This is a genomic window from Acidovorax sp. SUPP2539 (assembly GCF_030158975.1).
Taxonomy (GTDB): Bacteria; Pseudomonadota; Gammaproteobacteria; order Burkholderiales; family Burkholderiaceae_C; genus Paracidovorax.
The window spans coordinates 152,255-169,031 of record NZ_BQXJ01000008.1; the positions used below are offsets into that span (position 1 = coordinate 152,255).

Consider the following 16,777-nt stretch of genomic DNA (forward strand, 5'->3'; position numbering starts at 1 on the left):
GCCCATGGCGAGGCGGCCGCCGCAGCGCCGCCACCCTTCCCTTCTTCCCGTCTACCCTCCCACGCTTTCAGGCCGTCCTCCGGCGCCCGGGCATCACGTCCCGAACACCAGCGCCTTGTGCAGCCACACGCCCGCCATCAGCCCGTTGGCGGATGCCAGCGTCGCGTTGTGGCCCGGCATGGCCGCGTCTCCCGCGGCAAACACGCCGGGCACCGTGGTCTGCTGCGTGGCATCGGTGCGGATCACCAGGCCGGCCGGCCCCTCGTCGAAGGCGCAGCCCAGTTGCTCGGCCAGCGGGCTGGCCATGTGCGTGCGCGGCGGTACGAACAACGCCTCGATAGGCACCCGGCGGCCATCTTCCAGGCGCACGCCCGACAAGGCGGGCGCGTCCCCTTCCAGGCCCGCAATGCGCGCCGGCTCAAGGGTGATGCCGCGGGCAGCCAGTTGCGCCAGCGATTCGGCATCGGGCGCATCATGGCCATTCAGGAACAGCGTCATCGGGCCCCAGTCGGCCACGAGCAGCGCGTGGTGCACCGAGGCGGGCGCGGCGTACAGCGTGCCCAGCGGTCGGCCACCGACCTCGTAGCCGTGGCAATACGGGCAATGCAGCACGGTGGCACCCCAGCGCTCGCGCAGGCCGTCGACGGCAGGCAGTTCGTCGCGCACGCCGGTGGCCAGCAGCAGCTTGCGGGCGGCCAGCGACTCGCCCGAATCCAGCGTCACGGCGAATCCACCGTCACCGCCCTCACCTGCCGGGCCGATGGCCCGGGCCTGCGTGGCCGTTCCCGCCTTGAACGTGACGGACGGATAGGCCAGGAGCTGGCGGCGCGCCAGCGCGATCATGTCCTGCGGCCGCTCGCCGTCCTGGCCGAAGAACCCGTGCGACGCCGCCGCGAAGCGGTTGCGCGGCGCGCCCGCATCCACCACGCACACGCTGCGCCGGGCGCGAGCGATCTGCATGGCGGCGGACAGGCCGGCAAAGCTGCCGCCGATGACCAAGGCATCAAACCGCATGGGACACCTCCTTCATCGACAGGCCGCTCTGGGCGAAGCGGCGGTGGAAATCGCGCGACAGATCGGCCAGGGTGATCTGCTCAAGGCGCGCCAGCAGCAGCGCCTCAGCCTCTCGATAAGTGCCGTCGAGCGCGGCGTTCACCGCCTGCTCCACCAGGCATTCCGGGCGCTCGGTGCGGTGGCCGACCGCCAGGAACGGCGGCTCGCCCACGGCGCGGTGGATGTCGGCCAGGCTCACCTCCTCCAGCGGGCACGACAGCACCCACCCGCCGCCATGGCCCTTGGCCGAGGCGACGAAGCCCGCCTCGCGCAGGCCCGCCATCACCCGCCGCACGACGACGGGATGCGTGTGCATGGCCTGGGCCAGCGATTCGGAGGTGGACGGGGTGTCGTTCTCGGCCATGTGCAGCAGCACGTGGAGAACGCCGGATAGCTTGCTGTCTTGTTTCATGCAACATTATTAGTTGCATGAAAAAGATCTGGCAAGCGAAGGGGCATGCGAGGCGGGAGTCTCCCCGCGCCGGTGTTTCAGCCCTGGCGTGGCGGCAGCACCCTGGCCGGGTTGCCCACCACGGTGGCGCCGGCAGGCACATCGCGCGTGACGACGCTGCCCGCGCCGATGATCGCGTCGTCGCCCACCGTCACGCCGGGCATCACCAGGGCGCCGGCGCCGATCCACACGTTGCGGCCGATGGTCACCGGGCGGCCGAACTCCAGGCCCTGGGCCCGCTCCTGCGGCGACCGCGGGTGGTCCGCCGCGAGCAGTTGCACGCCCGGCCCGATCTGCGTGCCGTCACCGATGCGCACCTCGACCACATCCAGGATCACGCAGTTGAAGTTGAGGAACACCCCCGTGCCCAGGTGGATGTTGAAGCCGTAGTCGCAGTGGAACGGCGGACGCACCACGGCCCCCTCGCCCACCGAGCCCAGGTGCTCGGCCAGCAGCGCGCGCCGCTCGGCGGGGTCTGCGGCCAGTGCGGCGTTGTAGCGCACGAGCCAGCGTTTGTTGGCGGCCAGGTCGGCCTGGAGTTCGGGATCGCCGGCGTGGTAGAGCCGGCCGGCCAGCATGTGTTCTTTCTGTGAGGTCATCGGGCCATTGTGAAGGCGTCGCGGGCGCAGGCGGTCGCCCGGGCGACCCCGTGAAGGGGTTAAGGCCAAAATGGCCTCCAGCACAATCAACACTAGGGCATATAGCTATTAAATTAATAGCAAACAGAATGCCGCACGCTGTGACCCGTCAGGCAAACGGGCCACCGCCGTCGTCCGGCGCCACGGGCTCCACCGGTGCCCGCACCACCCCCAGCCGCAGACCGAGCACGCCCAGGATGCGGTTCATCGTCTGCACCGTGCCCGGGCTGCGGCCCTGCTCGATATCCTGCAGCGCGCGGTGCGAAATGCCCGCCAGTCGCGCCAGCTCGGCCGAGGTCAGCCGCAAGGTGCTGCGCAGGTGGCGGATGGACTCGCGCAAGGTCCATTGCGGGTGGTCCAGCAGGTCCTGCACGGCCTGGCGGCGCAGCAGCAGTTGCTCTGCCAGTGGAAGGGGGGTGTAACGTTTGTCCATGCGAAAGGTGCCCGCTTTTCAAGTGTTCAGGTCACAGGGCCTGCAGTGCCTGCACCTGGGCCGCGATGGCGGGCTGCAGAAAACGGTGCACCTCCGGCTCCAGGCCGAAGCCGCCGCCGTCGCGCGCCACTGCTTCCAGGGGGCCGGCCAGGTCCTGCAAGGCCTGGGTCAGCGGGGCACGCGGCAGTCCGCATTCGGCGGCGACGGTGTCCAGCACCCGGCGCCAGTCCGGCGCGCCGTCGTCCCCCACCGCCCAGCGGATGCGCCGCGCGATGCCATCGGGGTGCAGGTACATGGGCGCAAAGTCGAACACCGGCGTGAGGGCGATGCGCCCGTCAAAACCGCGCTGCACGGCCGTGTTGCGCGCGTGGTTGTCCTTGTTGCCCAGCGCCAGGTTGGCCACGTCGCGGCGCAGGTACTCCGCCACTTCGGCAGCGGGATCGGTGCACACGCGGGCCAGTTGGCGGCACACTTCCTCGTGGGAGGGCACGGCGCCGAAGCCCGCCCGGCCGGTGAGCGTGGCGATGCTTTCCTGCGCCAGCCGCACCACGCCGCCGCCCTGCCCCGAGCCACGCGCCGCGTCGCCGGGGATGCGGTCGAAGCGCGGAATGAAAAGCGCCCGGTCGCGCAGCACCAGCGGCGCGTGGACGCGCAGTCCCAGGTGCCGGGCGATGTCCATGTAGGGCGCCTCGTGCCGCAGGATGGCCGCGAGCCGCTCGTTCGTGCCGCGGCCGAACTTGACGATGAAATGCGCCGCCGCCTCGCCATCGGGCAGCGAGTGGTCCAGGTGCAGCAGGCCATCGCTGACCGAGCGCGTGAGCAGCACCTTGGGCCATTCGCCCTGCACGCCCGACGATCCGGCCACGAAAAGCCCGTGGCGGCCCAGGTAGTCCATGAAGTCGGACGACCGCTCGGCCACCTCGGCATCGGTGAAGCCGCGGCGCGGTCCGGTGCGCGCCTGCAGCCAGTCGGCCGCCTCTTTCACCCGCAGGTGGCCGATGGGGTTGCCGGCCCCGGCCAGCAGCAGCGGCCAGTCAGCCACGGCTTCCGACGCCTCGGGCAGACCCAGCTGGCGCAGCAGCTCTTCGCGGCCATGGCCCTGGGGCAGCAGGTCCGCGAGAAAGCCGGGCCACTGGCGCAGCTCCAGCGGCTCCAGCCCGGTGGCGAAGCCGCTGGCCAGCGCCCAGGCATCGCGCCGGCCCCCGTGCTCGACAGCCCATTCCACCGCATACCCGGTGTAGCTGGGTGTGCGCCAGCCCTGGGCGGGATCACCCAGCAGCAGGACGCTGGCGGCGTCGTGCCACCGGCCCTGGGCGTGGATCTGGAGCGTGCATTGCGGCTGCATATGCACAGAAATATATCAATATTGCTGCCGTTTAGCCATGCAATATGGATAGTTTTCTACCAAAAAACAGTGAATTGCGGAGCGGAACCTTGTTTGCCCGCTACGCCATCGGCTTACTTGAGCACGCCTCGCGAAATGTCCATGACCATGCGCGTGGCCAGGTACAGCCGGGGCACGATGGTGTCGATCTGCACGTACTCGGCGTTGTTGGAATGCGCCCCATAGCCCGACAGGCCCATGCCCTCCACCACGGCGCCTCGGGTCTTCAGCGCGGCGAACGCCGCGTCGGTGCCGCCGCCGGTGGCCTTGTCCAGCACGTTCAGGGGCAGGCCCAGTTCCTGGTAGATGGCCTTGCCGTGGCCGGCCACGCGGCGCGAGGCGTCGTTGGCCTCCAGCGGCGGGCGGCGCACTTCGAACTTCACCGACACCTTGGATTCGGGCAGCAACCTGGTCTGCACCTTGGCCTGCAGTTCTTTTTCCAGCCCGTCGAAGTCCGAAACGCGCAGGGCGCGGGCATCGGCCTGGGCCGTGGCCTCGGCAGGAATCACGTTGCGGTTGGTGCCGGCCTGGGCCACCGTCCAGTTCAGTTTCAGGCCCTGCTCGGGCTTGGACAGGTCCTTGAGCTGCAGCAGTTGGTGCGACAGCTCGTAGAGCGCATTCACGCCCTTTTCGGGCGAGGCACCGGCGTGCGAGGCCCGGCCCTGCACCGTCAGGTAGGCCGCGCCGATGCCGCTGGTGGCCAGGCGCAGGCTGCCGTCCGTGCCGCCGCCCTCGAAGGAAAACACCGCATCCTGGTCGGCCGCGACGCGGGTGATGGTGCTTCGCGCGCCCGGCGAGCTGATTTCCTCGTCGCCGTTGATCAGCACGGTGAGCGTGCCGTACTCCTTGAAGCCGAGCTTTTGCAGCAGGCCCACGGTGTGCAGGATGGTGGCCACGCCCTGCTTGTCGTCCGCGATGCCCAGGCCGTAGGCCTTGCCGCCATCGATGCGAAAGGGCTGATCCTTCAGCATGCCCTTGAGATACACCGTATCCATGTGCGCGATGAAGAGGATCTTCTTCGTGCCGGTGCCCCTGAACTCGGCATGCACCGCCGGGCCCACCTTCTCGGGCGTGTCGTCCAGGCGGTAGATGTCGGTGGGCTGCAGGATCTCGACGGTGCCGCCCTGTGCCTTGAGTTGCCCGGCGATCAACGCGGCGATCTGGTTCAGGCCCTCGATGTCCTTGCTGCCCGATTCGATGTGCACCAGGTCGCGCAGCGTGTCGAGCAGCGGCTGCTGCTCTTTCTGCGCCAGGGAGTGCACATCGGCCACTGGTGCGGCCTGCGCCAGGGTGCCGGCGAAAGCCAGGGACAGGAGTGCGATCAATGCGCGCACGAACAATGGAGGGGTCTGCGAGGAATGCATGGTGGCACCAGTGAGCATGAATGGGAGAAAAGCCATTATGGGCCGCTGCAACAAAAGCTTCACACCCTCTGATTTCTTGCAACATCCCATTCAAGTCCGAGACTGCTGCAAGGAGGGATCGGGTACGGCCCACTGCGGATCGATGCGCGATGGCCGGGACCGCAGTTCGAACAGCCACATGCCATACAGCGGCAAGGCCTCGGTGAGTTGAAGCGCCTTGACCAAAGGCGTTGCGGCGCCGAGCAATGCCGGATGGGGCACGACGGCCAACAGATCGGATTGCCCCACCAGATGGAGCATGCTGGCGAAATCGGGACAGCGCACCGCGACCTTGGGCACAGGCATGCGGCGCACGCGGTGCGCCTCGGTGAGCACATCGACGGGACCTTTGACGCTGGGCCCGACGCAGGCCCACGCGGCGCCCTGCAGCTGTGCCAACGTTCGGGCCCGTGCCAGGGGATGGCCGCGGCGGGCATAGACCTGCGGCTGCAGCTCGTAAAGCAGGCGCTCGGACAGGTCCGGGTGCGCAAATTGGCGCGGCTTGGGCGCGATGACCGCATCGAACCGCCCCTGCAGCAGCCCGGCGAGCAGCGCGCCCTCGTCCGCCGTCGCCATGTCGAGGCAGCGCCGGGGATGGGGAAGGCACCAGCGCGCATACAGTACGGGGCCCCAGACCAGGGCAGCGGATGGCGTCAGCCCGACGCGCAGCACATTCCGGTCGGGCGCAGGCAGCGGCTCCAACCCCAGCGCCCCCATGCGCTGCCCCAGCGACGACGATTGCGCCGCCACCGATCGCGCCAGCTCGGTCGGCACATAGCGGCGCCCCGCACGGACCAGCAAAGGGGCGGGAAAGTGCGCCTGCAACGCCTTCATTCCCTGGCTGATGGCAGGCTGGGAAACGCCACAGGCCTGCGCGGCCCGGGCAAAAGAGCCGTGCTCGACGACCGACCGAAGGTATTGCAGATGGCGCAGATACATAAGCACCCTTTATGTATTGGCACCGATTGTGGCTTGCCGGGCAGCGCCCGCGCCGCCAAGCTACGGCGATCTCCCCAGCGACCCAACAAGGACACCGCATGACAACGCACCCGCTCGACACCGTCAAGGCCTACCTGGGCCACCTCCACGCCAGCGATACCGAGGGCCTGATCGCCTGCTTCGAAGACGACGGGCTCGTGCATTCGCCTTTTCTCGGCACCCTGGGCGCCCGCGAATTCTTCCACCGGCTCGCGCAGGCTTCGAATGGCAGCGTGATCACCGTGCTGGACCTCTTCGCCTCGGTGGCACCGCAGGACGGCGGCGCCGTGCGCATCGCGGCCTACTTCCGCTACGACTGGACCTTGAGCGACGGCCGCGAGGTGACCTTCACCTGCGTCGATGTCTTCACCTTTGACCCCGGCAGCCCACGCATCCGGGCCATGCAGATCGTCTACGACACGCATCCCCTGCGCGAACAGGTCGGCGACAAGTACGCACCGGCACCGCCGCCGACTACAGCAGCGTGACGGCCTTGAGCGCAACGAAGCTCGTCTCGCGGATCACGCCCACGAAGTCCTGCAGGTAGTGCCGGCCCGACAACTGCGGCAGGCAGGCCGCGTGCAGCTCGCCCATCAGGCCCTGCTCGCCAACGGGCCGGGCGGTGACGTAGCCGCGGTCCAGATAGCTTTGCACCGCCCAGAGCGGCAAGGCCGCCACGCCGCGACCGCTGGCCACGAGCTGCAGCATGGCGACGGTGAGTTCCGTGGTGCGCCGGGGCGGGCGGATGCCTGCGGGCTCCAGCACCTGGCGCACGATGTCCAGCATCTCGTCAGGCACCGGGTAGGTGATGAGGGTCTGGTCGGCGAAGTCCTGCGCGGCCAGCCACGGCTTTTCAGCCAGCGGATGCCCGTTGGCCAGGAGCGCGCGGATCTCGAATCCGAACAGCGGGTGGTAATCCACGCCCGCCTCGTCGCCGTCCACCTCCGACACGATGGCCAGGTCGGCCCGGTCCTGGTGCAGCAAGCCCACCGGGTCGGCGTGAAAGCCGCTCACGATGTCCATCTCCACCTCGGGCCAGCGGCTGCGGAAGGCGTCCATCGCGGGCATCAGCCAGTCGAAGCAGGTGTGGCATTCCACGGCGATGCGCAGTTGCCCGGCGGACGCCATGGACAGCCGCGCCACGTCGCGCTCGGCCGCCTCCACCTGGGGCAGCAAGGCGTCGGCCAGCGCCAGCAGCCGCGTGCCGGTGGCGCTGAACTGGGGCGGCACGGACTTGCGCTCGAACAGGGGCGCGTTGTAGCGGTCTTCCAGCAGCTTGATCTGGTGCGACAGGGCCGACTGGGTGAGATTGAGCAGTTGCGCTGCGCGCACCAGGCTGCCGCTGTCGCGCAGGGCGGCCAGGGTGCGCAGGTGGCGGATTTCCAGAATCGACTGGTTCATTAGATATTCTCAAGATGAAGGCACAAAACTTTCGTTTGAATAATAAAGGCAATCACCGGACCATGGCGGCCTGCCTCAGCGCACCACCCATTCAAAGGAATTTCGACCATGGCCCAATCACCCATCTCCACCCACACCCTCGGCTTTCCCCGCATGGGCGCGCACCGGGAACTCAAGGTCGCCCTCGAAAAGCACTGGCGCGGCGACCTGACGTCCGAGGCGCTGGAGGCGGTGGGCGCCGATCTGCGCGCCCGCCACTGGCAGGCCCAGCGCGACGCGGGCCTGGCCTTCGTCACCGTGGGCGACTTCGCCTACTACGACCATGTGGCCAACCACATCCAGCTGCTGGGCGCCGAGCCCGCGCGCTACGGCTTCCTGCCCAGCCAGCCCGAGCTGGCCCGCTACTTCAAGATGGCCCGTGGCGAGTCCATCGCCACCGCGGCCCCCTGCCAGGGCGAGTCGGGCCAGGGGGGCGCCTGCGGCCACGCGCCGGCCACGCCGCACGCCAGCCAGTTCGCGCTGGAGATGACGAAGTGGTTCGACACCAACTACCACTACCTCGTGCCGGAATTCACGCCGGCCACCACCTTCCGGTTGGCCAGCGAGCGCCTGTTCAACGAGGTGGCCGAGGCACAGGCCCTGGGCCACCCTGTCAAGGCGGTGCTGCTCGGGCCGCTGAGCTTCCTGTACCTGGGCAAGGAAAAGGCCGAGGGCTTCGACCGCTTCTCGCTGCTGCAGCCGCTGCTGGACGTGTACGAACAGATCCTCGCGCGGCTCAAGCGCCAGGGCGTGGCCTGGGTGCAGATCGACGAGCCCATCCTGGGCCTGGACCTGCCCGATGCCTGGCGCCACGCATTCGAGCCGGCGTACTGGCAGCTCAACCGCGCCGGCGCCCAGGTGCTGCTGGCCACCTACTTCTCGCCCCTGCAGGAAAACACCCGGCTCGCGTGCCAGCTGCCCGTGGCCGGCCTGCACGTGGACGCCGTGCGGGCGCCGGAGGACCTGGTGGCCGTGACCGACTGGCTGCCCAGCCACAAGCTGCTGTCGGTCGGCATCGTGGACGGCCGCAACATCTGGCGGGCCGACCTGGACGCCGCGCTGGAGCGCCTGGCCGCCATCGCCGCCAAGCACCAGGGGCCGCTGTGGATCGCGCCTTCGTGCTCCCTGCTGCACGTGCCTTTCGGTCTGGCGTCGGAAGACCGGCTCGATGCCGAGGTGAAATCCTGGCTGGCCTTCGCCCTGGAAAAGCTCGGCGAGCTGCAGACCCTGCAGAGCGCCCTCAACGGACAGCCCGATGCGGCGGCTCTGGCCAGCGCGCGCGCCGCCATCGACAGCCGCCGCGCCAGCCAGCGCGTGCACCGCCCCGATGTGGCGCGGCGCCTGGACAGCGCCCCGGCCGGCGCTGACCAGCGCACCGCGCCCTTCCCTGTCCGGCAGGCCGCGCAGCGCCAGCGGCTGCAACTGCCGCTGCTGCCCACCACGACCATCGGCTCGTTCCCGCAGACCGCCGAGATCCGCGCCGCCCGCGCCGCCTTCAAGCGCGGCCAGCAAGCCCCGGACACCTACCGCGCCGCCATGCAGGCCGAGATCGAACGGGCCGTGCGCACGCAGGAGGCCCTGGGCCTGGACGTGCTAGTGCATGGCGAGGCTGAGCGCAACGACATGGTCGAATACTTCGGCGAACAGCTCGACGGATTCGCCTTCACCGCCAACGGCTGGGTGCAAAGCTACGGATCGCGCTGCGTGAAGCCGCCCATCCTCTTCGGCGACGTCGCCCGCCCCCGGCCGATGACGGTGGACTGGACCGCCTTCGCGCAAAGCCTCACCCCGCGCCCCATGAAGGGCATGCTGACCGGGCCCATCACCATCCTGCAGTGGTCCTTCGTGCGCGACGACCAGCCGCGCAGCCGCACGGCCGAGCAGATCGCCTGGGCGATCCGCGACGAGGTGACCGACCTGGAAGGCGCCGGCATCGGCATCATCCAGATCGACGAGCCCGCCATCCGCGAAGGCCTGCCGCTGCGCCGCGCGGACTGGAAGACCTACCTGCAATGGGCGACCCGGGCGTTTCGCATCAGCGCCTCGGGCGTGCGTTCGACCACGCAGATCCACACCCACATGTGCTACAGCGAGTTCAACGACATCCTGCCCGAGATCGCGGCCATGGATGCCGACGTGATCACCATCGAGACCAGCCGCTCCGACATGGAGCTGCTGCGGGGGTTCGGGGAGTTTCAGTACCCCAACGAGATTGGGCCCGGCGTGTACGACATCCACTCGCCCCGAGTGCCCGGCGTGCAGGAAATGCGGCGGCTTTTGGAGAAGGCCGCGCAGGTCGTTCCGGTGGAAAACCTCTGGGTCAACCCCGACTGCGGCCTGAAAACCCGCGGCTGGCCCGAAACCGAAGCCGCACTGCGTAACATGGTGCTGGCCACGCAGGCCCTGCGGGCCGAGTGGAAGGCGCCGGCATCCGCCTCGGTGCAGCCTGCCGAGGGTGCCGCGGTCGCGGCCTGAAAGGGCCAAGGGCTCCATCCGGCCATGGCGTTCTGGGTGGAGCCGCAATCCCCGAGGTGGGCAGAGCGTCCGGAACGGGGCGATGGTCCGCTGACCGGTTCAGGCTCCAGACCAGCGCGCGCCTGGTGCTTCAGCCCGCGCCGTCCTTGAACGCCTTGGCCGCCTTCTTCCACATCTCTACCCGCGCCTCCGCCAGGGCGTTAGCCACTTCGTTGCGCGCGCGGTTCTCGGCGATCCTTTCCCGCACTTCGGTCAGCGCGTTCTCGTTGGCCTGCTGCTGCAACTGCTTGTCGATGAGCGCCTGGGTGGCGGCATCGGGGCCGGAAATCGGCTCGGGCGTCTGCACTTCGACGTCGATGGTTTCGGTGATGTCGATGGCTTCGGGAAGGTCTTCTTCGGGCAGCGCGGGTTCAGCCGGGTCTGCCGCACCGGGGGCCGCCGAGCCGGGATGCGCGTGCGCCTCAGGCACGGCGGGCTGATGGACCAAGGGCGCGCCCGGGTCGGCCGACGCTTTGACCGGAGGGTCTTCTGGCGGAGTCGGATCGCCGGGCACGGAATCGTGCTGCGCGCCTGCAGTCTTTGGCGGCGTCGGCGTGGGTAGGGTCGATGGCGCTTCGTTGGAGGCCGCAGCCGGTTCAGAATGCGGTGGGTTCGTAACGGCAGACGGGTGCGCATCGGCCTTGGCCCTCGCAGGCAATTCGTCTTGCGCGGCGGATGGTTTTTGCTGCGCCGCCGATTCCTGACCGGGTGCGTCGGTCAGTGCCAGCGGTGGATCGAATGTGGCGCTTTGCGCCGGCACCTCGGCTTTCGCCTCGGACGGCACGGCGGGCCTTTGCTGGTGCGAGACATGCACCTGCGGCGGCGTTTCGCCAGAAGACACCTTCTTTTCAGGCACGTCGGTCTTGGCTTTCGGTGGCTCGGCCGGGCCCTCCTCGTGCGGGGCCAGGGTCAGCACCAATTCGTGCCCCTGCGATGTGTCCGGCGGGGCCGCCGCTTCCTCCCCCGAGGTCGCTGGGGCCTGTGCAGGCTCCTCCTGGTGCGGAACGTCAGCCAGCGCCAGGGGCTCGCCAGCAGGCGGCTTCGGCGGGGGCGCGTCGGCCTGGGATGCGGGCGGCTCAGCCGGGCTCTCCCAATGCGAGAAATTCGTCAGGGCCAGTTGCTGGCCGTAAGGCAGATCCGACGAAGCATCCGCTGCCGAGGGCAACTCGTCCCGGTCCGCCCGGTCAGGCACATCCATCAATGCCAGGGGCTCTGCCGATGCCGGGTGCGCAGACGCCTGCGATGCGCCATGCGAATGCCCTGCGGGCCCGGGCAGTGCGCCGGAGGAAAGCAGGCCCGGCCCACCGCGATGGGAGAACATGCCCGACGGATGCGGCAGCCCCGAAGCCTTCGCGGCAGCGCCATGGTGGCGCGCCGCGGGCGCTGGCAAGGCCTTGCGCGGTGCCATGCCGACCGGGCCGCTGTCCCCACCCCGCGCTTTCAAACCCGCGGGGCTATTGAAGGTCTCGGAGCGGGACCGCTTGGCAGCAGGCGCTTGAGCCGGGGCCGAATCCACCGATTCGAAACTGCGCTTCAGTGAAATGCTGGGATTGGAAATGCCGGTCGGGGGGCTTTGCAAGCTCATGGAGGACCTTGGGGAATTGCGGTGTTCGTGACAGTGTGAAGACCCGCGCCCTTTCAACCGGGCCCTGGCGCGAAGCCGGTCCCTGTCCATGCGAAGCAAAAAAACCGCCTCCCACGCAGTGCGTCGGAATTCCCTGACGCCGCCGCAGGCCCGCCGCCTGCGAACCAGAACAGGTCTGACTTCAACAATGCACCCATCGCATCCACCACACAGAAGGAAACAACATGTCGCTCTCGCTGATTCTGCTTATCGTGCTGATCTTGATCCTGGTCGGCGCCCTGCCTACCTGGGGCCACAGCCGCTCGTGGGGATACGGTCCCAGCGGCGGTATCGGATTGGTGGTGGTGATCCTGCTGGTCCTGCTGCTGATGGGCCGGATATAAGACCCATCGACGCCGTGCTACCGCGGTGTCGATTTTTCAAAAAGGCGGCCTACCAGGGCCGCTTTTTTTCGTCCGCTCCTCAGTGGCTCCAGCGAGCGCAGCAGCCCGCCATTCCACCACCAAGACGATTGATCACGCAGGCCGCTTCTCCGCCGCGATGAATGCCATCGAGAATCGGGCAAACTCCTTGCCGTCCACCACGCCGTTGGCATTGCCCCCCTGATCCATCAACTGCAGGATGGCCTGCGACAGTTCGCTGTTGGCGGTCTTGGCGCCGGAGGTGTCTCCCAGGCCCTTCATGAATTCTTCCTGGGAGATCTTGCCGTCGTGGTTGGCATCGAACCCCGCCGTCAGCTGCTCTTTCTGCGCCTGGGTCGCGCCGAACTGGGTGAGCAGCTCTCCAAAATTCTCCGTGGAGACCGACCCGCCCTGCGACGACGCGAGGGAAAACCGCGCCGCCACGCCCCGGGCCGATGCGGCCGCGCTCTGGCCCGCGACGCCGGACAGCGCCTCGGCTTCTTTGCTCAAGGTGATCTGCGTGGAGGGCTCGGCGGGCGAAGCGTCGCTGCCCCGCGCGGAAGACGAGGGTTTCGCCGCCCCGGAGGACGACGCGTTGAACAGCAGGGATGCGACCGATGCAAGGCCGGAAATAAGGGGTGTCATCGCCAAAGTACTCCTGTCGGTGGCGAAGCAGTCCACACAAGAAAACGCCCTTCGCCCGGCCCATGCAGGGTAGGCCCTGGCGAAAATTCCAATGCGGCGAAAAAGCCCCGATCTCCAGGCCATTAACTTCCCATGGACTGTTCAGGACCGGGCCCCGCCTGGGCCCCTCGGGGGCCCAGCCCAGAAGCGGGGCGTGACGGAGCCTGAAAGATCCGAAAATCACCCCCGCTCAGGCGACACGCGGGCTCCCAGTGCTCCGGTCGGAGCATTGCCCGGCAGCGAAGCGCGCGCGCCCGGCGGCCGGCGCCGCACGAACTGATACGCCAGCGCCAGCAGTACGAACCAGGCGGGCGTAGCCAGCAGGGCCTGGCGCGTATCAGCCTCGAACGACAGCAGCACCACGATGCCGGCGAAGAACGCCAGGCACACGCCGCACATCCAGGCGCCGCCCGGCATCTTGTACAGCGAGGCCGCATGCAGCTTCGGCCGCTGGCGGCGGTAGGCGATATAGGACAGCAGGATCATCGACCAGACGAACATGTAGAGGATGGCCGAGACGGTGGTCACCAGCGTGAAGGCCTCCACCAGGTCCGGAATCACCCACATGAGAAAAGCGCCGGCCAGCAGGCAGGTGCACGAAAACAGCAGTCCGCTCGAAGGCACGCCACGGCGCGACAGCTTCGCGAAGCGCCCTGGCGCCACGCCTTTCTCGGCCAGGCCGAACAGCATGCGACTGGTGGAAAACACCCCGCTGTTGGCCGACGAGGCCGCCGAGGTCAGGACCACGAAATTGATCACACTCGCCGCCGCGGGCAGCCCGGCCAGCACGAACAGCTCGACGAACGGGCTCTTGCCGGGCACCACATCGCGCCACGGGGTGACGGCCATGATGGCCACCAGCGAGAACACATAGAACACGATGATGCGCAGCGGGATGGAGTTGATCGCGCGCGGCAGCGTGCGCTCCGGGTCCTTGGCCTCCGCGGCGGTCGTGCCCACCAGCTCGATGCCCGCGAAGGCGAACACCGCGATCTGGAAGCCGGCGAAGAACCCCATCCAACCGTGCGGGAACATGCCGCCGTCGTTCCACAGGTTGGCCACGCTCGCCGTGCGGCCCGAGGGCGAGACGAAATGGGCGTAGACCATATAAAACCCCGTCGCCACCAGCGCCATGATGGCCACGATCTTGATCATGGCGAACCAGAATTCGATCTCGCCGAAGAGCTTCACCGTGAGCAGATTGAGCGACAGCAGCAGCCCCACGCAGGCCAGTGCCGGCGCCCACTGCGGCAGGTGGGGAAACCAGAACTGCGAGTAGGCCGAGATGGCGATCACGTCGGCGATGCCCGTGATGATCCAGCAGAACCAGTAAGACCAGCCGGTGAAGAACCCGGCCCAGGGGCCGAGCAGATCGGCCGCGAAATCGATGAAGGATTTGTACTGCAGGTTGGACAGCAGCAGCTCGCCCATGGCCCGCATCACGAAAAACAGAATGAAGCCGATCATCATGTAGACGAACACGATCGACGGCCCTGCCAGGCTGATCGTCTTGCCAGAGCCCATGAAGAGGCCGGTGCCGATGGCCCCGCCGATGGCAATGAGCTGGATGTGCCGATTGGACAGGCTGCGCTGCAGATGGTCGCTGTCGTGCCGGCCCGGAATGTCGGGCGAAACCTGGGTTGCCATGGAAAACCTCCTGATTGATGTTGTTTCCTCGGCGCGAAGGGCATTCAGGGCGGCCACTGCCGTGGATGAATGGATCGCGATTCCGGGCTTCTCTCCCAAGACGCAAGGCGCAGTGCGCCTGACGGGCCCGGCCCAGGGTATTCCCTCCCTGACCGATGGAAGGGCGGGAGGATAAACCAGTCACGCCCCAAATGGGTGCAGCGCTGCATCCAAAGGTTGGCGGGTCGGGTCAGCCGCGTGGCTGTGGGACCCAAGGGCAAGCCGGGCAGTGGATCCGCAACGAGGGCCCGCCATGGCGTGGTGTATCAGGGGGGTAGGTCGCTCATCGGCCCGGATTATTTCTGGCTCGAATCCGGGGTTTTGAATCGGCGATTATTCAAACAGGTTGGACCGATTATCCGAAGGAGCGATTTTTTCGAGGCGAATCCAGCAGGCCCTCGCGCCGGTCAATCACCGCGACGGAGGGCCGCCGAGTCAGCACGATCGTCTGACCGATAAGCGGCCGCGCCGATCGCGGGCGCCGGCAGCCCGCAGGGTGCAGCCGACGCGCTGCGATCGGTCCGGCGGCGTTATCTGCTGCAGGTGCCTGCCGTAGCCATTTCAAGCTTCGCCACGGCGGCCTTGCCTTCAGCCTCGGGGATTAGCTCGACGTAGGTCCTCCCAGTGAACGCACCGAACTGCATGTATTGCCGGACGAAGTATTTTTGCCTTTCTCGAACATCACCTTCAACTCGTTGGGCGAGAACTCGGAATCCGTGGCAATCACGTGCTCTTGTCCACCGGCAACTTCCGTGTGAAAGAAGACATCCGGACCAGATTCCCCTAGGGAAGGTCTGCATAAATCGCCCCACGGCATCCTTGGCACCGGCGTGAAGCCCTGAGACGATACGTCACATGAAGCAGCACAGCCTGGGCTTGGGAATGACGGCGAAGCGAACGCGGCGGCGGGAATTCCTGGATGAGATGGAGAAGGTCGTGCCGTGGGCCGAACTGGTGGCCCTGGTGTCGCCGTACCTACCCGAAGGCAAGCGGGGGCGTCCTCCGTTCCCATGCGAGACCATGTTGCGTATCCATTTCATGCAGCAGTGGTTCGCGCTGAGCGACCCGGCGATGGAAGAAGCGCTGCACGACATGCCGGTATTCCGAGAGTTCGCGGGCCTGGAAGGCTGGGACGAGCGGCTGCCCGACGAGAGCACGATCCTTCGGTTCCGGCATGTGCTGGAGAAGCACAAATTGGCTGCGCAAATCCTGCAGACCGTCAACGATCTGCTCAGCGCCAAGGGCGTGATGCTCAAGAGCGGCACGGTGGTGGATGCCACCTTGATCGCAGCACCCAGCTCGACCAAGAACAGCAGCGGAGAGCGCGACCCGGAGATGAAACAAAGCCGCAAGGGACAGCAGTGGTACTTCGGTATGAAGTGCCATATCGGAGTGGACGCCGACTCGGGTCTGGTGCATACCGTGCGCGGCACCAGTGGCGCGGTCAATGATGTGATCGAGGCCAACAGTCTGGTGCGCGCAAGCGACCGGGATGTCTATGCCGATGCCGGCTACCAAGGCGCGGGCCAACGCCCTGATGCCAGGCGCGACGTGAATTGGCACATCGCCATGCGGCCCGGCAAACGTCGCCTGCTCGACCCGGCCAAACCGATCAAGGCCCTGACCGGGAAACTGGAGCGCGTGAAGGCCAGCATTCGGGCGCGGGTGGAACACCCGTTCCGAGTGATCAAGCGCCAGTTCGGCCACATCAAGGTGCGCTACCGAGGGCTGGCCAAGAACACCGCGCAGTTGCACACGCTGTTTGCGTTGGTCAATCTGTGGCTGGTGCGGCGTAAATTGCTGGCGGCAATGGCATGAGTGCGTCTGCAGTTCGCCAAGGGCAGCCAATCTGCCGCCGCGTGCACCCAAGGTGAGTAAAAAAGGGCCTCGACTGCCTTATATATCAACGGGCTGAGTGCTTCGGCACACTTATGCGTGTGTTGTGCAGACCTTCCCTAGACATTTCCCATCCAGCCAAATATTTCTCGTGACTGCTTTGCCTATAAAACTGTCTCGATAGACATAAAGCCCTGAATGGCCTTCGCTGGGCTGCGAAAATTCCTTTGACTTTGCCGAAGCTTCCCTACTTTCCATCTTCACGGAAGCGCATCCAGTAAACAGAGCGGA

The 16,777-nt window shown here is 67.3% G+C and carries 16 protein-coding genes; 5 read left to right on the top strand and 11 right to left on the bottom strand.

What is annotated here, in order from left to right; translation table 11 throughout:
- Nucleotides 1–93: 93 nt before the first annotated feature.
- From AVTE2539_RS23325 to AVTE2539_RS23355, 7 genes are all read right to left on the bottom strand, one after another.
- Nucleotides 94–1,014, bottom strand: coding sequence for an NAD(P)/FAD-dependent oxidoreductase (locus AVTE2539_RS23325; RefSeq protein WP_284414344.1), 921 nt, complete (start codon nt 1,012–1,014; stop codon nt 94–96).
- Nucleotides 1,004–1,465, bottom strand: a complete 462-nt coding sequence (locus tag AVTE2539_RS23330) for an Rrf2 family transcriptional regulator (RefSeq protein WP_272569551.1) — start codon at nt 1,463–1,465, stop codon at nt 1,004–1,006. The genes AVTE2539_RS23325 and AVTE2539_RS23330 overlap by 11 nt, the downstream gene beginning before the upstream one ends.
- Nucleotides 1,466–1,542: 77 nt before the next feature.
- Nucleotides 1,543–2,103, bottom strand: coding sequence for a sugar O-acetyltransferase (locus tag AVTE2539_RS23335; RefSeq protein WP_284414353.1), 561 nt, complete (start codon nt 2,101–2,103; stop codon nt 1,543–1,545).
- A gap of 148 nt (nt 2,104–2,251) precedes the next feature.
- Nucleotides 2,252–2,575, bottom strand: a complete 324-nt coding sequence (locus AVTE2539_RS23340) for a helix-turn-helix domain-containing protein (protein WP_284414355.1) — start codon at nt 2,573–2,575, stop codon at nt 2,252–2,254.
- Between the two features lie 31 nt (nt 2,576–2,606).
- A complete protein-coding gene (locus AVTE2539_RS23345) occupies nt 2,607–3,920 on the bottom strand; it encodes a type II toxin-antitoxin system HipA family toxin (protein ID WP_284414357.1) in 1,314 nt (437 codons plus the stop codon).
- 113 nt (nt 3,921–4,033) lie between these two features.
- The gene (locus AVTE2539_RS23350; protein WP_284414359.1) at nt 4,034–5,323 is read right to left on the bottom strand and encodes a M20/M25/M40 family metallo-hydrolase; all 1,290 of its coding nucleotides are present in this window, start codon (nt 5,321–5,323) and stop codon (nt 4,034–4,036) included.
- A gap of 90 nt (nt 5,324–5,413) precedes the next feature.
- The gene (locus AVTE2539_RS23355) at nt 5,414–6,301 is read right to left on the bottom strand and encodes a LysR family transcriptional regulator (protein ID WP_284414361.1); all 888 of its coding nucleotides are present in this window, start codon (nt 6,299–6,301) and stop codon (nt 5,414–5,416) included.
- A gap of 98 nt (nt 6,302–6,399) precedes the next feature.
- Between AVTE2539_RS23355 and AVTE2539_RS23360 the strand changes: the two genes are divergently transcribed.
- On the top strand, nt 6,400–6,828 hold the full coding sequence (locus AVTE2539_RS23360) for a nuclear transport factor 2 family protein (protein ID WP_284414363.1): 429 nt from the start codon (nt 6,400–6,402) through the stop codon (nt 6,826–6,828).
- On the opposite strand, the gene AVTE2539_RS23365 is transcribed toward AVTE2539_RS23360, so the two are convergent.
- The gene (locus tag AVTE2539_RS23365) at nt 6,815–7,741 is read right to left on the bottom strand and encodes a LysR family transcriptional regulator (protein ID WP_284399837.1); all 927 of its coding nucleotides are present in this window, start codon (nt 7,739–7,741) and stop codon (nt 6,815–6,817) included. The two genes, AVTE2539_RS23360 and AVTE2539_RS23365, sit on opposite strands and share 14 nt — an antisense overlap.
- Before the next feature lie 108 nt (nt 7,742–7,849).
- On the opposite strand from AVTE2539_RS23365, the gene metE reads away from it, so the two are divergent.
- Nucleotides 7,850–10,255 carry a 5-methyltetrahydropteroyltriglutamate--homocysteine S-methyltransferase gene (gene metE / locus AVTE2539_RS23370; RefSeq protein ID WP_284414365.1) on the top strand — a complete coding sequence of 802 codons (2,406 nt, stop codon included), beginning with the start codon at nt 7,850–7,852 and terminating at the stop codon, nt 10,253–10,255.
- Nucleotides 10,256–10,385: 130 nt separating this feature from the next.
- Here the strand turns inward: metE and AVTE2539_RS23375 are convergent, their stop codons facing one another.
- The gene (locus AVTE2539_RS23375; RefSeq protein ID WP_284414367.1) at nt 10,386–11,879 is read right to left on the bottom strand and encodes a hypothetical protein; all 1,494 of its coding nucleotides are present in this window, start codon (nt 11,877–11,879) and stop codon (nt 10,386–10,388) included.
- 224 nt (nt 11,880–12,103) lie between these two features.
- Between AVTE2539_RS23375 and AVTE2539_RS23380 the strand changes: the two genes are divergently transcribed.
- Nucleotides 12,104–12,262, top strand: coding sequence for a DUF3309 family protein (locus tag AVTE2539_RS23380; protein ID WP_284399845.1), 159 nt, complete (start codon nt 12,104–12,106; stop codon nt 12,260–12,262).
- 132 nt (nt 12,263–12,394) lie between these two features.
- Here AVTE2539_RS23380 and AVTE2539_RS23385 read toward each other — a convergent pair whose 3' ends face one another.
- Both AVTE2539_RS23385 and cycA read right to left on the bottom strand, forming a co-directional pair.
- Nucleotides 12,395–12,925: an EF-hand domain-containing protein gene (locus AVTE2539_RS23385; RefSeq protein WP_284414370.1), complete on the bottom strand. Its 531-nt coding sequence runs from the start codon at nt 12,923–12,925 to the stop codon at nt 12,395–12,397.
- 219 nt (nt 12,926–13,144) lie between these two features.
- Nucleotides 13,145–14,611 (bottom strand): D-serine/D-alanine/glycine transporter, encoded by a 1,467-nt coding sequence (gene cycA, locus AVTE2539_RS23390; RefSeq protein WP_284414372.1) that lies wholly within the window; start codon nt 14,609–14,611, stop codon nt 13,145–13,147.
- Between cycA and AVTE2539_RS23395 the strand changes: the two genes are divergently transcribed.
- Together AVTE2539_RS23395 and AVTE2539_RS23400 are read left to right on the top strand one after the other, a co-directional pair.
- The gene (locus AVTE2539_RS23395; protein ID WP_284414374.1) at nt 14,610–14,786 is read left to right on the top strand and encodes a hypothetical protein; all 177 of its coding nucleotides are present in this window, start codon (nt 14,610–14,612) and stop codon (nt 14,784–14,786) included. The two genes, cycA and AVTE2539_RS23395, sit on opposite strands and share 2 nt — an antisense overlap.
- 719 nt (nt 14,787–15,505) lie before the next feature.
- Nucleotides 15,506–16,468, top strand: coding sequence for an IS5 family transposase (locus AVTE2539_RS23400; RefSeq protein WP_284414376.1), 963 nt, complete (start codon nt 15,506–15,508; stop codon nt 16,466–16,468).
- The last annotated feature ends 309 nt before the right edge of the window (nt 16,469–16,777 follow it).